General features: G+C 69.0%; 16 protein-coding genes and 1 pseudogene. 13 read left to right on the forward strand and 4 right to left on the reverse strand.

Features of this window, described 5'->3' with window-relative positions:
• The 7 genes and pseudogenes from ACWDMM_RS30855 to ACWDMM_RS30885 form a co-directional block, all read left to right on the forward strand.
• A pseudogene (locus ACWDMM_RS30855) lies at positions 1-710 on the forward strand (lytic transglycosylase); the annotation flags it as partial.
• Between the two features lie 113 nt (positions 711-823).
• Positions 824-1681 carry a lytic transglycosylase domain-containing protein gene (locus ACWDMM_RS30860; RefSeq protein WP_195082642.1) on the forward strand — a complete coding sequence of 286 codons (858 nt, stop codon included), beginning with the start codon at positions 824-826 and terminating at the stop codon, positions 1679-1681.
• 19 nt (positions 1682-1700) lie between these two features.
• Positions 1701-2837: an Mrp/NBP35 family ATP-binding protein gene (locus ACWDMM_RS30865; protein WP_195082641.1), complete on the forward strand. Its 1137-nt coding sequence runs from the start codon at positions 1701-1703 to the stop codon at positions 2835-2837.
• A gap of 290 nt (positions 2838-3127) precedes the next feature.
• On the forward strand, positions 3128-3448 hold the full coding sequence (locus ACWDMM_RS30870) for a DivIVA domain-containing protein (RefSeq protein ID WP_195082640.1): 321 nt from the start codon (positions 3128-3130) through the stop codon (positions 3446-3448).
• A 5-nt stretch (positions 3449-3453) separates the two neighbouring features.
• The gene (locus tag ACWDMM_RS30875; RefSeq protein WP_323124756.1) at positions 3454-4038 is read left to right on the forward strand and encodes a DNA-3-methyladenine glycosylase I; all 585 of its coding nucleotides are present in this window, start codon (positions 3454-3456) and stop codon (positions 4036-4038) included.
• A gap of 141 nt (positions 4039-4179) precedes the next feature.
• Entirely contained in the window at positions 4180-4347 is a 168-nt protein-coding gene (locus tag ACWDMM_RS30880) for a DUF3117 domain-containing protein (protein ID WP_011211259.1), read from the forward strand.
• Between the two features lie 44 nt (positions 4348-4391).
• Entirely contained in the window at positions 4392-5222 is an 831-nt protein-coding gene (locus ACWDMM_RS30885; protein ID WP_449940873.1) for a putative RNA methyltransferase, read from the forward strand.
• Positions 5223-5231: 9 nt separating this feature from the next.
• Here the strand turns inward: ACWDMM_RS30885 and glgA are convergent, their stop codons facing one another.
• Positions 5232-6386, reverse strand: coding sequence for a glycogen synthase (glgA, locus tag ACWDMM_RS30890; RefSeq protein WP_195082666.1), 1155 nt, complete (start codon positions 6384-6386; stop codon positions 5232-5234).
• Between the two features lie 137 nt (positions 6387-6523).
• Here glgA and glgC point away from each other — a divergent pair, with 137 nt between their 5' ends.
• The gene (gene glgC, locus ACWDMM_RS30895; RefSeq protein ID WP_357112413.1) at positions 6524-7738 is read left to right on the forward strand and encodes a glucose-1-phosphate adenylyltransferase; all 1215 of its coding nucleotides are present in this window, start codon (positions 6524-6526) and stop codon (positions 7736-7738) included.
• Positions 7739-7754: 16 nt separating this feature from the next.
• Here the strand turns inward: glgC and ACWDMM_RS30900 are convergent, their stop codons facing one another.
• The 3 genes from ACWDMM_RS30900 to ACWDMM_RS30910 all read right to left on the reverse strand — a co-directional run bounded on the left by ACWDMM_RS30900 (position 7755) and on the right by ACWDMM_RS30910 (position 9158).
• Positions 7755-7985, reverse strand: coding sequence for a hypothetical protein (locus ACWDMM_RS30900; protein WP_195082636.1), 231 nt, complete (start codon positions 7983-7985; stop codon positions 7755-7757).
• Between the two features lie 231 nt (positions 7986-8216).
• Entirely contained in the window at positions 8217-8450 is a 234-nt protein-coding gene (locus ACWDMM_RS30905; RefSeq protein ID WP_195082635.1) for a hypothetical protein, read from the reverse strand.
• Between the two features lie 75 nt (positions 8451-8525).
• Positions 8526-9158 carry an O-methyltransferase gene (locus tag ACWDMM_RS30910; protein WP_371855915.1) on the reverse strand — a complete coding sequence of 211 codons (633 nt, stop codon included), beginning with the start codon at positions 9156-9158 and terminating at the stop codon, positions 8526-8528.
• A 286-nt stretch (positions 9159-9444) separates the two neighbouring features.
• On the opposite strand from ACWDMM_RS30910, the gene sigE reads away from it, so the two are divergent.
• The 5 genes from sigE to ACWDMM_RS30935 all read left to right on the forward strand — a co-directional run bounded on the left by sigE (position 9445) and on the right by ACWDMM_RS30935 (position 13889).
• Positions 9445-10104, forward strand: coding sequence for an RNA polymerase sigma factor SigE (sigE, locus tag ACWDMM_RS30915; protein WP_323124753.1), 660 nt, complete (start codon positions 9445-9447; stop codon positions 10102-10104).
• 61 nt (positions 10105-10165) lie between these two features.
• Positions 10166-10564 (forward strand): hypothetical protein, encoded by a 399-nt coding sequence (locus tag ACWDMM_RS30920; RefSeq protein WP_195046890.1) that lies wholly within the window; start codon positions 10166-10168, stop codon positions 10562-10564.
• 10 nt (positions 10565-10574) lie between these two features.
• Entirely contained in the window at positions 10575-12113 is a 1539-nt protein-coding gene (locus ACWDMM_RS30925; RefSeq protein WP_195082634.1) for a S1C family serine protease, read from the forward strand.
• A gap of 449 nt (positions 12114-12562) precedes the next feature.
• Positions 12563-12979, forward strand: a complete 417-nt coding sequence (tatB, locus tag ACWDMM_RS30930) for a Sec-independent protein translocase protein TatB (protein WP_067804157.1) — start codon at positions 12563-12565, stop codon at positions 12977-12979.
• Between the two features lie 52 nt (positions 12980-13031).
• A complete protein-coding gene (locus ACWDMM_RS30935) occupies positions 13032-13889 on the forward strand; it encodes a hypothetical protein (protein WP_195082633.1) in 858 nt (285 codons plus the stop codon).
• Positions 13890-14347 lie beyond the last annotated feature (458 nt).

Genomic DNA, 14347 nt, shown 5'->3' on the forward strand with positions numbered 1-14347 from the left:
GGGCGCGGGCGTATCGGACGGGTGGTTCGCCGACGCCGGTGCGGGTGTCGCCGGATCTGGTGGCGCCGGGGTCGTTGCCGCCGGTGGGGCCTGGCGCCGACATGACCGCGGTGCGCACCACCACCCCGGCCACCGAGCCGGCCGAACAGTACCGGACGCCGCGGCCGCGACCGCAGCCCACGCAGGTGATGATCACGCTGCCCGGTCTGCCGCCGATCCCGTGCGGGATCTTCTGCCCGGCTCCGCCGCAGGTGAATCCGTGTGCGGGGCAATCTGTTCCAGCACCGATGCCGTTCCCGGACCTACCCGGGACCGCCCGCGTACCGCTGGCGCCACAGCAGTCCTACGGCGCGGCGCCGGCCGAGCCGCGTAACTCCGATCCCGCCCTGGCGGGCAAGCCCGCGGAGCCCGGCGTCGCGGCACAACCCGGCGCCGCCGGACAGCCGGGCACCCAAGACCAGCTCGCCGCCGGATGCGGACAGCCCGACACCACGCTCGCCACCGCGGAGCCCACTCCCCTCCCGGCGGACCTACCTGCCCCCGGCGACGAATCCCGCCGCGAATCCGAAGTCGCTACCACCACACCGCCCGCACCCGAGCCCGAAACGGCCCCCGCCGCCGAGCCCACACCCACGCCGCCGCCCGGCATCACCTTGCCCTTCGGCATCGTCATCCCCCTTCCCGCGCCACCGGCCGCGCCCCAGCAGTGATTCAAACCTTGCATCAGATCACGAAGCAGTAACAAAAAGATCTCGGATGCGGTACCCTTCCCTTGGTTCCATAACAAAGGGCTCACAGCGAGTCATGGGAGGGTCACCACACCGTGGGGCGTCATCGAAAACAACCGCCTGCCACCGTCCGACGGAGTTCCGTCATCGCGTTGACCGGATTGGTTCCCGCAGGGCTGGTATCCGTCACGGCCGCCTCCGAGGTGGGCGACACCGCGCCGCTCGCGACCGCCGTACACATCCCGGAGGACGACGTCCAAGGCGCCGCGCAAGCGCTCGCCGAGCCCGTCGCCGGGGCCGAATTCGCCGCGCACGCCATGGCCAAGGCCGCGCCAACGGCGACGCCCGTGGTGAAAACCGTTGCCCTGCCGAGCGGCCGGCAGGCCGCCGCGATGCCGGCCGGGCCGCTCGGCATCCCCGGCGTCGCCGTCGCGGCGTACGAGAACGCCGAACGGATCCTCGCGGCCGAGAATCCGGTGTGCGGCATGCCGTGGTCGCTGCTGGCCGGTATCGGCCGGGTCGAGTCCACCCACGCGTACGGCGGCAAAGCCGACGCCGACGGCAACCCGCTCAGCCCCGTCTACGGCCCCGTGCTGGACGGCTCGCTCACGGGCAACCACGTCGTCCGCGATTCCGACGACGGCGCGCTGGACGGCCTGGACGGCTACGACCGCGCGATCGGCCCGATGCAGTTCCTGCCCGACACCTGGAAGCGCTACGCGGCCGACGGCAACGGCGACGGCATCGCCGATCCGCAGAACCTCTTCGACGCCGCGCTGACGGCGGGACGCTACCTCTGCGACGGCGGCCTGAACATGCGTGACCTGGCCCAACAGTCCAAGGCGATCCTCCGCTACAACCACTCGATGGCCTACGTCGCGAACGTCATGGCATGGGAGACCTCCTACAGCACGGGGGTCGCACCCCGGGCCGGAGACCTGCCGAAAATTTGACACGCCTAAAATTCCTGCCATGCCAGTGGTTACGGAATCGGATGTGCGGGGTGCCCTCGCGAAGGTCGACGACCCGGAGATCCGCAAGCCGATCACCGAGCTGGGCATGGTGAAAAGCGTCGTCATCGGCGCCGACAGCGATGTCCACGTGGAGATCTATCTGACGACGGCGGGCTGCCCCCTGCGCACCGAGATCACGCAGCGGGTGAGCAAGGCCATCGCCGACGTGCCCGGTGTGGGCGCGATCACCGTCGACCTCGACGTGATGGACGACGAGCAACGCACCGCACTGCGCAAGCAGCTGCGCGGCGACTCCGCCGATCCGGTCATCCCCTTCGCCCAGCCCGGCTCGCTCACCCGCGTCTACGCCGTCGCCTCCGGAAAGGGCGGTGTCGGCAAGTCCAGCGTCACGGTGAACCTGGCCGCCGCCATGGCCGCGCGCGGCCTGTCCGTCGGAGTGCTGGACGCGGACATCTACGGTCATTCCATCCCCCGCATGCTCGGCACCGACGCCAGGCCGACGCAGGTGGAGCGGATGATCATGCCGCCGATCGCGCACGACGTGAAGATGATCTCGATCGCGCAGTTCACCCAGGGCAACACCCCCGTGGTCTGGCGCGGCCCGATGCTGCACCGGGCGCTGCAGCAGTTCCTCGCCGACGTGTTCTGGGGTGACCTGGACATCCTGCTGCTCGATCTGCCGCCCGGCACCGGCGACGTCGCGATCTCCATCGCCCAGCTGATCCCGAACGCCGAGATCCTGGTCGTCACCACACCGCAGCCCGCCGCCGCCGAGGTGGCCGAGCGGGCGGGCGCGATCGCGCTGCAGACCCGGCAGCGCATCGCGGGCGTGGTGGAGAACATGTCCTGGCTGGACCTGCCGGACGGCACCAGGATGGACCTGTACGGCTCCGGCGGCGGGCAGGCCGTCGCCGACCGGCTCACCCGCGCGGTGGGCGCGACCGTGCCGCTGCTCGGCCAGATCCCCATCGAACAGGCGCTGCGCGAAGCGGGCGACGAGGGCACCCCGATCGTGCTGCGCGACCCCGAGAACCCCGCCGCCAAGGCTTTGGCCGAGGTCGCCGACAAACTCGCCGTCCGCCGCCGCGGCCTCGCCGGCATGTCACTCGGCATCGACACCACCCGGCACTTGTAACGCCGCACCGGAACCAAGTAGAGGCCGCACCGGACCCAAGTCCGGTAAGTCACCCACATCGAAGTGCCGCCGTCCAACGCCGACGCGCCCAGCTCACCTCAACCCCGTCTTTCGAGCGAAGCGAGACCGAGCATCCGCCGTTCGCGGCCCGGCTCGCGTCCGAGTGGCCGCCGCGTCCGCGACGAAGGAGCAAGCGGCGGTCGCTCGGACGCGAGCCATAAGGGGGCCGTGAACACCCAGCGCCGCAGGCGCTGGAAAACAAACACAGCACGCACTAATAAGCTCGTGCCATGCTCACCATGCTGTTGTACGTGCTGATCGTCGGCTTGGTCGCCGCGGTCCTGTTCCTACTGGCCAGTGCGGTGTTCGGGCGGTCGGAGGAGTTGGGGCCGCTGCCGGAGGGCACGACGGCCACCGTGTTGCCGGTGGAAGGGATCACCGGGGCGGACGTGCGCGCGTTGCGATTCCAGCAGGTGGTGCGCGGCTACAAAGCCGGGGAAGTGGATTGGGCGCTGGCCCGGCTGGCCGCGCGGATCGATGAGCTCCAGCACCAGCTGGCCGAGGCTCGCGCGGCCCACTGGCAGACGCCGATCGCGCCGGAGTCGAAGTGAGCGCCATCGCCGACGACGGGCTGGTCCGCTGCGCGTGGCCGCTGGATTCTCAGCTCTACCGCGACTATCACGACAACGAGTGGGGCAAGCCCCTGCACGGCGACGACGCCTTGTTCGAGCGACTCTGCCTGGAGGCGTTCCAATCCGGGCTGTCCTGGCTGACCATCCTGCGCAAACGCCCCGCCTTCCGCGCCGCGTTCGCCGATTTCTCGATCGCGCGAGTCGCGGAGTTCGATGACGACGACGTCGCCCGGCTGATGGCCGACGCGGGCATCGTCCGCAACCGCAGCAAGATCGACGCGGCCATCGCCAACGCCCGCGTCGCCCGTGACCTCGACGTCGGCCTGGACGAGTTGCTCTGGTCGTTCGCCCCGCCGCCGCGCCCGCGCCCGCGCTCCGGCGCCGAGGTACCGGCCACCACACCCGAATCCATCGCTATGGCAAAAGAATTGAAGCGCCGTGGCTTCCGGTTCGTCGGGCCGACCACGGCCTACGCCCTGATGCAGGCGACCGGAATGGTCGATGATCATGTGGCCGACTGCTGGGTGGGCAGCGCCCGGCCCGACACGAGCCGACCGGTCACTTTTTGAACTCAGCTATCCGTCCACATCGGCGATAGGGAAGAATGGGACGGGTGTAGCTCGCCAAACGCCGGCGAGCTCACTGGTTGGTGACAACTGGAGTTCCAAGAAAGTGCGCAAAGGACCGCGCAGATCTGGAGGGAGCAGAGGATGGCGGCCATGAAGCCCCGCACCGGGGACGGTCCCCTCGAGGCAACCAAAGAAGGGCGTGGAATCGTCATGCGGGTTCCACTCGAGGGTGGCGGGCGTCTGGTCGTCGAACTCACGCCGGACGAAGCAGCGGCGCTCGGTGACGAACTGAAGAGCGTCACGAGCTGAGTGGCCCGGCTGACCCCTCGGCGCTCGCCGCCGCGGCCGGCGTCCTGGCCTGCCCGGAATGTTCGCGGGCGCACCAGGACGCCGCGCCGCTCGCGCTCGAGCCGCGGGATCGAGCACTGCGCTGCGGTCGCGGGCACAGCTTCGACGTCGCCAGACAGGGCTACGTCAGCCTGCTGACCGGTGCGTCGACCAAGATGACCGGGGACACCGCGGCCATGCTCGACGCCCGCGCCGCTTTTCAGAGCGAAGGCCACTTCGCGCCGATCGCCGACGCGGTGACGCGCGCCGCCACCGCGCGCGGGACCGACGGCCCGGTACTGGAGATCGGCGCGGGCACCGGCTACTACCTCGCCCGGACACTCGACGCCGCTCCCCCGGCCGTCGGCATCGGGCTGGACGTGGCCAAACCCGCCGTCCGCCGGTGCGCCCGCGCGCACCCGCGCGCCGCGGCCGTGCTCGCCGACGCATGGCGCGGGTTACCGATCCGCGACGGCGCGCTGGCCTGCGTACTTTCCGTCTTCGCCCCGCGCAACCCCGGCGAGATCGCCCGGGTGCTCGCCGAGGACGGTCGCTTCGTGGTCGCCACGCCCACCGCGGGCCACTTGCGCGAGCTGATCGAGCCGCTGGACATGGTGCGCGTCGACCCCGACAAGAACAGCAGGCTCGACGCGGCGATGGCGGGACATCTCGAGCCCGTCGACCGGACGCTGGTCGAGTATCCGATGACGCTCGCCAGGACCGACGTCGGCCATGTGGTCGGCATGGGTCCGTCCGCGCATCACGCCGCCGCCGGAGCGCAGCGGCTGGCGCTGCTGCCGGAGACGGTCGAGGTGACCGCGTCGGTCGTCGTCGGCACCTACCGCCGGGCGGCGTGATCGCCCGGCTCAGCCCTTCCTGACCTCGTCGTAGACCGCGACGGTGCGGGCCGCGATGCGCGCCCAGTCGAACTCGGAGACGGCCCGCTCGCGCCCCGCGGCGCCCAGCCGGGCGGCCAGCTCCGGGTTACCGGCCACCTCGTTCACGGCGGCGGCGAGCCCGCGCTCGTAGTCGGCGGCGGCGCCCGCGTCGTAGTGCACCAGTCGTCCGTTGCGGTCGTCGACCACCTCGGGGATGCCGCCGACGTCGGAGGCGACCACGGCGGTCGCGCAGGCCATCGCTTCCAGGTTCACGATGCCGAGCGGTTCGTACACCGACGGGCACACGAACAGCGACGCGGCGGCGAGGATCTGCCTGATCCGCTCGGTGGGCAGCATCTCGCGCACCCAGAACACGCCGCCGCGCCGGCGTCGCAGCTCCTGGACCGCCGCGGCCACCTCCTGCGCCAGCTCGGGCGTGTCCGGCGCGCCCGCGCACAGCACGAGCTGGATGTCGGGGTCGAAGTCGCGGGCCGCGGCCAGCAGATGGCCGACGCCCTTCTGGCGCGTGATGCGGCCGACGAAGGCGACGATGGGAAGGTCGGTCCGCACACCGAGTTCAGCCAGCACCGGCGGTTCGTCACCTGCCGGTGGGCCGGGATGCCAGACCGCGCCGTCGATGCCGTTGTGCACCACGTGCACGCGGTCCGGGTCCACCGAGGGATAGGCGTCGAGCACGTCGTGGCGCATGCCTTCGCTCACCGCGATGACGGCGTCGGCGTGTTCCACGGCGTTGCGCTCCGACCAGGACGAGAGCCGGTAGCCGCCGCCGAGCTGCTCGGCCTTCCACGGCCTGCGCGGTTCCAGGGAATGAGCGGTCAGCACGTGCGGGACGCCGTAGAGGGCCGCGGCCAGATGACCGGCCAAGCCGCTGTACCAGGTGTGCGAGTGCACCACGTCCACCTCACCCACCGCGTCGGCCATCCGCAGCTGGGCCGACATCATCTGCAGCGCGGCGTTGGCGGCGTAGAGCGCGGAATCCGGTTGATGGACCACGGCGTCGGCGCGCTCGACTCCCATGCAGTGCACGGTCACCTCGCACAGGTGACGCAAATGCGCCGTCAGTTGGGTGACGTGCACGCCCGCTCCGCCGTACACCTCGGGGGGATACTCGCGGGTCAGCATCGCGACGCGAAGCCGGTCCCGCTCGCCGGAATCCACCGCCGAGTGCCCGCCGTTCGTGCCGAAACTCACCGATCCAAACTAGACGTTCGGCTCCGCGGCGGCCACTCACAGACGCTTCACCCGGTAGTTTGGCAGGTGTGAGGAGCCAGCCGCACGTACTCGGAATCGTGCTCGCCGGTGGTGAGGGCAAGCGACTCTTTCCACTCACGGCCGACCGCGCCAAGCCCGCCGTCCCGTTCGGCGGCGCCTACCGTCTCATCGATTTCGTCCTCAGCAACCTGGTCAACGCGGGTTTCCTGCGGCTGTGCGTGCTCACCCAGTACAAGTCGCATTCGCTGGACCGGCACATCTCACAGACCTGGCGGTTGTCCGGTTTCGCGGGCGAGTACATCACCCCCGTGCCCGCACAGCAGCGGCTCGGACCGCGCTGGTACACCGGCAGCGCGGACGCGATCCTGCAATCGTTGAACCTGATCTACGACGAGGACCCGGAATACATCGCGGTTTTCGGCGCCGATCACGTCTACCGGATGGACCCGGAGCAGATGGTGCGCCATCACATCGAATCCGGCGCAGGCGTGACCGTGGCCGGCATCCGGGTGCCGCGCAGCCAGGCGAGCGCGTTCGGATGCATCGACAGCGATGAGTCCGGCCGCATCACCCAGTTCCTGGAGAAGCCCGCGCATCCGCCCGGCACCCCGGACGACCCCAATGTCACGTTCGCGTCGATGGGCAACTACGTTTTCACGACCAAAGTGCTCGTCGACTCGATCCGGGCGGACGCGGACGACTCCGATTCCGACCACGACATGGGCGGTGACATCATCCCGGCCCTGGTGGCGGCGGGGCAGGCGGGTGTCTACGACTTCGCCGACAACGACGTGCCAGGAGCCACCGATCGCGACCGCGGCTATTGGCGCGATGTCGGCACCATCGACGCGTTCTACGACGCGCATATGGACCTGGTCTCGGTGCATCCGGTGTTCAACCTCTACAACCGCCACTGGCCGATCCGCGGGGCGGCCGAGAACCTGCCTCCCGCGAAGTTCGCCCAGGGCGGCCTGGCGCAGGAATGCATCGTCGGCGCGGGCAGCATCCTGTCGGCCGCCACCGTCCGCAACTCGGTGCTCAGCGCCAACGTCATGGTCGACGACGGCGCCACCGTCGAAGGGTGCGTGCTCATGCCGGGCGTGCGGATCGGGCGCGGCGCGGTGGTGCGGCGCGCCATCCTGGACAAGAATGTCGTCGTGGGCGAGGGCGAGATCATCGGGGTGGACCTTGCGCGTGATCGCAGCCGCTTCGCCGTCAGCAACGGGGGCGTCGTCACGGTGGGCAAGGGCGTCTGGGTGTGACAGTCCCGGACCGTTCCTAGGGCGTGCCCGGCTGCGGCGCGGGCGAATTGATGCAGAACGGCGCGCAAGGGCCCGGCGTGCGCGGCACGGTGGATTTCGAAGCGCCGCCGAAATCGGCGGTACTCACCAAATAGACCACCAGCACGGCGAACAGCAGCACCCCGGCGAACGCGATCATGGTCCGGCCCCAATGGATGGGCTTGGGACGACGCTCGTCTTCATCCCAGAGAAACATCATCATGACCATGCCGCACCCGCTTCCCGATCCATTCGGAACGTGACCTCTACCAGTATCGGCGATCTTTCGGATTTCGCGGCATCATGCGCCGAACCGTGGCGCCAGGGTGGGCTTTTCGCGAACGCCACCGGTCACCGGCGGGTGGCGCCATCGCGATGAGAAGCTGGCGCGCGGCCCGGAAGTCCGGAAATACTTCGGCGGCGGGCCTATTCGGCCGGAGGGGCGCTGCCGACGGCGGGATTACTGTGCGGGCGGGGCGACGTTCTGGGTGCAGAACGGCTCGCAGGATCCGGGGGGCGGAGTGGTTTTCTCGGGGCCGGTGTCGAAATCGGTGTTGCTCACCACGATCATGACCGCCACCGCTCCCAGAATCACGAGCAGCAGGGCCAACATCGTCGGCCGCAGCCAACTCGTTCGCCGTTCGGTCACGACGTCCCCCATCGCCGCTACTTCGAGGGGAGTTAGTTCACGCATAACAGTTTTCCTCACTGAGTTCTTTCTCAGCGCATACCCCGGATTCCGGGATGAAATCAGAACGCGCGCGAACCGCTATCCTCGTGCGGCGCAGAGCAACCCGTCGCCGACCGGGATCAGCACACAGGTGAGTTCCGGATTCTCCGCGATGGCGCGGGTCGCGGCGCGCACCGCCTGCGTGGCCGGATCGCGTTGCGCCGGATCGGGGACGCGCCCACCCAGCAGCGCGTTGTGCAGCAGGATGGCGCCGCCCTCGCGCAGCAGACGCACCGCTTGGGCGACGTACTCCGGATGCTCCAGCGGCGCGGCGTCGATGAAGACCAGGTCGTAGGCGCCGTCGGCCAGCCGGGGCAGCACGTCCAGCGCGCGCCCGTTGATCATGCGGGTGCGCGCGGGCGGGATGTCGGCGGCGCGGAACGCCTCCTTGGCCGCGCGCTGATGCTCCGGCTCGGAATCGATCGTGGTCAGCGTGCCGTCCTCGCGCATGCCGTCGAGCAGCCACAGCCCGCTGATCCCCGCGCCGGTACCGACCTCGACCACCGCCCGCGCACCGAGCAACTGCGCGTACATGCTCAGCAGCGCGCCCACCGAGGGCGGCACCGGCACCGCGCCGAGTTCGGTGGCCCGTTCCCGCGCGCTGACGAGGATTTCGTCTTCCACGACGGATTCCTCCACATAGGCGAGATTCCGCTCCAGATTCGATGCCACGGGTATGAGGCTAACGCCGGGCGGGTGATCTCGGCGTTCCGGACAACACGCGCCGCCCGCCATTTCCGCCGCCGGTTTTCTCAGGCGACCCTCAGGATCTCCATAACCCGGCCATATCAGGACCAGAAAGAGTATGGGCAACGCAAGACCACCGACCGTGTTTACACGGGACGCGGGAACAACGACATACCGGTTGTCGGTTGTATCCGTACGTGACGGACCGTAGACCCGGTCCGGAGCGAGTTCCCTACGTTTGCGGTCCCTAGTAGGAGGTAGCCCCATCCACATGGTCGATGCGGCGCGCGAATACGCCACCCTGCCCGAGCAGATCCTGCCGGTCGAGGCCGAGTCCGCCGAGGACGCGGTCGAGCTGAGCGGGACTGCTGCCTTCGATGCCACCGGTGACCGGTCGGCGATGCCCACGTGGGACGAACTCGTCCGCGAGCACGCGGACCGGGTCTATCGCCTGGCCTACCGTCTCTCCGGCGACGCACAGGACGCGGAGGACCTCACCCAGGAGACGTTCATCCGGGTGTTCCGTTCGCTGTCGAACTATCAACCCGGCACCTTCGAGGGATGGCTGCACCGCATCACCACCAACCTGTTCCTGGACATGGTGCGCCGCCGCAACCGGATCAGGATGGAAGCGCTGCCGGAGGACTACGACCGGGTGCCCGCCGACGGCCCCGGGCCGGAGCAGGCCTACCACGACGCCCGGCTGGATCCCGACCTGCAATCGGCCCTGGATTCGCTCGCGCCGGAGTTCCGCGCCGCGGTGGTCCTGTGTGACATCGAGGGGCTGTCCTACGAGGAGATCGGCGCTACGCTCGGCGTGAAACTGGGCACCGTGCGCAGTCGGATCCACCGTGGACGCCAGGCCCTGCGCGACTACCTTGCGCATAATGGAAGTGAGCAGCGGTTCGCCGCTGAAGCGAACATAGGGTGATTCGTCGGAAGCCGGCATCGCCCGAACATCGGTCGATGTCGGTTGGAAGGGTGAGCACCGAATGAGTGGCGACTTCAGCACGTCCGGTCGTCGTCCGCCCCGTTTTCGCCCCACCGAGCATCTGGCGAGTGAGGCGATCGCGGCGTACGTGGACGGTGAGTTGCGGATGAACGCCTACCTGCGCGCCGCTCAGCACCTCTCGCTGTGTCCGGAGTGCGCGGCGGAGGTCGACGCCCAGCAGCAGGCGCGCATCGCGCTGCGGCACGCGGGTCAGGTCGCGATCCCGACCGGGCTGCACGACAGCTTGACCAGGATCCCCCTCGCGGAGCTGCCAGGCGGCGCGTCCAGTGGCCGCACGCCGTCCTCGGCATCCGGTCAGTCCGGGCGCAACGACGCGGTTTTCGGTTTTCTGACCGATTCGTTCACCGCGACCCGGTGGACCACATGGTGGCGCAAGTAGAGTTTCCCGAGTGACCACCGAATCGACGAATTCCGGATCGGCCGACACCTCGGATTCGGCGGCCAACCGCGGGAATCTCCGTCCGCCGGACGCACCCGTGCTCGGTCCGCGCCCGGTCTACCGGCCCCATGTCGACACGCACACCGCGCGGGCCTTCCGCAGACCGTCCGGCCTGTCCGGTTCGTTCGCCGATCCACTGCCGCTGCGCAAGGCGGGGCCCGCGCCGCAGTCGGGTCCCGAACCGCAGAACCGGCCGCCCGACGCGGTGCTGGCCGAGGCCTTCGGCCGCCCCGAAGGCTCCACCGAACTCCTGCAGCGCGATCCCGACGCGGCCGGTGGCCAGGCTCCCGTCGCGGGACCGGCCGATCCGTGGCGTGATCCGGAGGCCGTCGCGCGCCTCGGCGCTCCCGCGGTGCCGACGCCGAAGCCGGAGGCGCTGCCGCGGGCCGAGAAGCTCAGCGCCCGCGAAGTGCTGTTCGGCTCCAGGGTCGCGCCGAAGGCGCTGGCGCTGCTCGCCCTGGTCGCGCTCGTCATCGGCCTGCTCGGCGGGCTGGTCGGGCGCCTGACCGCGGACACCGCATCGACCCTCACCTCGCGCAAGGTGACGCTCGAGCAGGGCGGCGACGGCAACCGTCCGCACGGGCTGATCGCCCAGGTCGCCAACGCCGTGCTGCCGTCGGTCGTGTCCATCCGGGTGACCGTCGGCGAGAATGGCGCCACCGGTTCCGGCGTGGTGATCGACGGCGGCGGCTACGTGGTCACCAACAACCACGTCGTTTCGATGGCCGCGCAGGACAAGACCAACCGCTCCGCGATCCAGGTGCAGTTCTCCGACGGCACCCGGGTGCCCGCCCAGATCGTCGGCCGCGACCCGAAGACGGACCTGGCCGTGCTGAAGGTCGATGTGAAGAATCTCACCGTCGCCCAGCTCGGCAAGTCCGGCAACGTCCAGGTCGGCGACGATGTGCTGGCCATCGGTTCGCCGCTCGGCCTGAGCAAGACGGTGACCTCGGGCATCGTCAGCGCGCTGCACCGGCCCGTGAAGCTGGAGGGCGAGGGCAGCGACACGAAGGCCGTGATCGACGCCGTGCAGACCGACGCGTCGATCAACCCGGGTAACTCCGGTGGCGCGCTGGTGGACATGGACGGCCGGGTCATCGGCATCAACACCGCCATCCGCAGCGAGACCGGCGGCTCGGTCGGCCTCGGCTTCGCGATCCCGGTGGACAAGATGACCGAGGTCGCGCAGACCTTGATCCGCGACGGCGTGGTGCACCACCCGACCATGGGCCTGTCCGCTCGCAGCAAGACGGTCGCCAACGACGTCATGAGCGGAGCCGCCGTGGCCGACGTCTCACCGAACGGTCCGGCCGCGCGGGCGGGCATCGTGGAAGGCGATGTCATCGTGCGGGTCGGCGATCGGGAGGTCACCAGTTCCGATGAGTTCACGGTGGCCGAACAGTCCAACAAGATCGGACAGACCGTGGTGGTCCAGCTCATCCGCGAAGGCCGCCGTGTCGACGTCCCGGTGACCCTGGAATCCGACTAGCCGTTCGCCGCGGCAACGAATATCGCCGAACCCCCTGATTTTCGCTGGATCCCGTAAAACCGCATCGGATAGAGTCACGCTGTCGAAATCGAGCAGCATGGGGGGTTCAATGCGTCATCTCGCCATTTTCGTTCTCGGATCCACTATGGCGGCGGTCACCACCATGGGGCTTTCCGGAGCCTCGGCCGGCGCTACCACGAACGACACGTACGTCGACTGGTTCGACTGCCGCCCCGGTGGGGGACATACCGCGGTGGCGACGGACGGCGTGGAGTACTGCTACGGCGGAATACACAACGGCAAGATTGTGATCTACCCCACATAGGTCATTGTCTGGTGTGCGCGGTGGGTGTTTGCGGGGCCTGGAAAAGCCCGAACAACACCCACCGTTCATTTCCCGGTCGGCTATCAATGGACGGCCTGCCGAGCTGGCCAGGTAGCCTGGATACGTGTTCAGCAACATCGGCTGGAGCGAGATGGTCATCCTGCTCGTCGCCGCCCTCGTGATTCTCGGCCCGGAGCGTTTGCCCGGCGCCGTGCGCTGGACCACGCGCAGCTTGCGGCAGGTGCGCGATTACGCGAGCGGCGCCACCTCGCAACTGAAAGAGGAGCTGGGGCCGGAGTTCGAGGATCTGCGCAAGCCGCTGGCCGACCTGAATCAGCTGCGCGGTATGACGCCGCGGGCGATGGTGACCAAACATCTTCTCAATGGCGACGATTCACTGTTCCGGGATTTCGACAGCGCGCTGCCCGATCCCAAGGACCTCTACAGCACGAACAGCGGGATGCCGGACTATCCGATGCCCAAGTTGGATAAGCCTTTGGAGCGCAACGAGCGTCCCCCGATCGACACCGACGCCACCTGAGTCGTCAAGCAGACTAGACGCATTGAGCTGTTCAGCTGTCTAGACTTCGCACATGTCGGCCGATGACGTGGCGCGCGTGTTCGCGATCGAGGACAAGGTCGAACGACTGAAGGCGGCCACCGACGGGGTGGCGGCGGCCCAGCAGACCATCAACGAACTGACCAGGATTCGGCGTGCCGTGATCCGGGAGCTCCATGCCGAAGGCTGGACGTTCGCCAGAATCGGTGCGGCGGCCGGACTTTCCCGGGCCCGCATCCACCAGGTGAGTACGCAGGGGCCCGCGCCGGAAGGGCTGTTCTTCGGGCACGGTTCGCTCACCGTGCTCGTCCCCGAGGTGCGGGCCGGGCGGGTGATCGGCGCGCCGGATCCCGCGGCGCCGCAACGGTTGGCCGAGCTGCTACGCGAACTCGGGTTCAACGTGGCGGTCGAACATTTCCTACCGGGCCGTCCGATCGACCTGCGGCGCGACGGCCTGATCGTGCTGGGCGGGCCGGAGCTTTCCCCGAGTCTGCGTCAGTTGGTCGCCGCCGACCCGCGATTGCGCCGCGCGGTGGCCAGAATGGGCGACGCGCGCCGGGGCATCGAGGATCGGGCGGCGCGGCGGGTGTACCGGCCGGGTGGACCCGAACCGCACGACATCGCCTACCTGGGCAGGCTTCCCAGGCCCGATGGGCGGGGCAGCGTGCTCATGATCGATGGCATGCATCCGCCCGGTTCGCTCGGCGCGATCCGGCTGCTCGCCACCCGGCTGGCCACCCTGCACGAGCGGGCGGGCAACCACCTGTTCTCGGTGCTGATCGCCTGCCGTTTCGACCGCGCCACCGGCGAACCGCTGGAGGCCGAACTGCTCACGCCGGTCTACCGCCACGATCCGGAGAACAGATCGCCCGCAACGGGTCTGCGCCGCTGAGCCGCGACCCGGGCGGAAACCCGCCGATCCGCGATCGGCTCGGCTTCGCGCGGAGCACGGGTGCGCCAGCCGAACAATCGACGTTCCCGTCCGGCCGGACGCTGCGGCGCCGCATCTCGCGTCCCCTTGCACCGACCGCCGGATGTTCGATCTCGTTATCGGCAAGTGGAAGAGACCGAGTCCGCGTGTCGAGATTTCCCGCGCGTGTCCGACCCACTGACGCAATAACTTTCAGCAAATATCTGGTCACCGCATGCGAGCGCAGGACCGCACCAACGGTCGAAGTCCCCAATCCACCAACAAACGCAGCGCACCCGTTCGCTACCTGGCAGATGCAACTCTGACAGCCTCCACAAGCCCGACCTACTCGATGTGGCGCCGGTCACCAGCCCTGCCCCCACCGAGTTCATACACGGATGATTGAATAGCTGGACGATAACCACTCTCCGCGAAACGGA

Source organism: Nocardia sp. NPDC003726 (assembly GCF_053586955.1).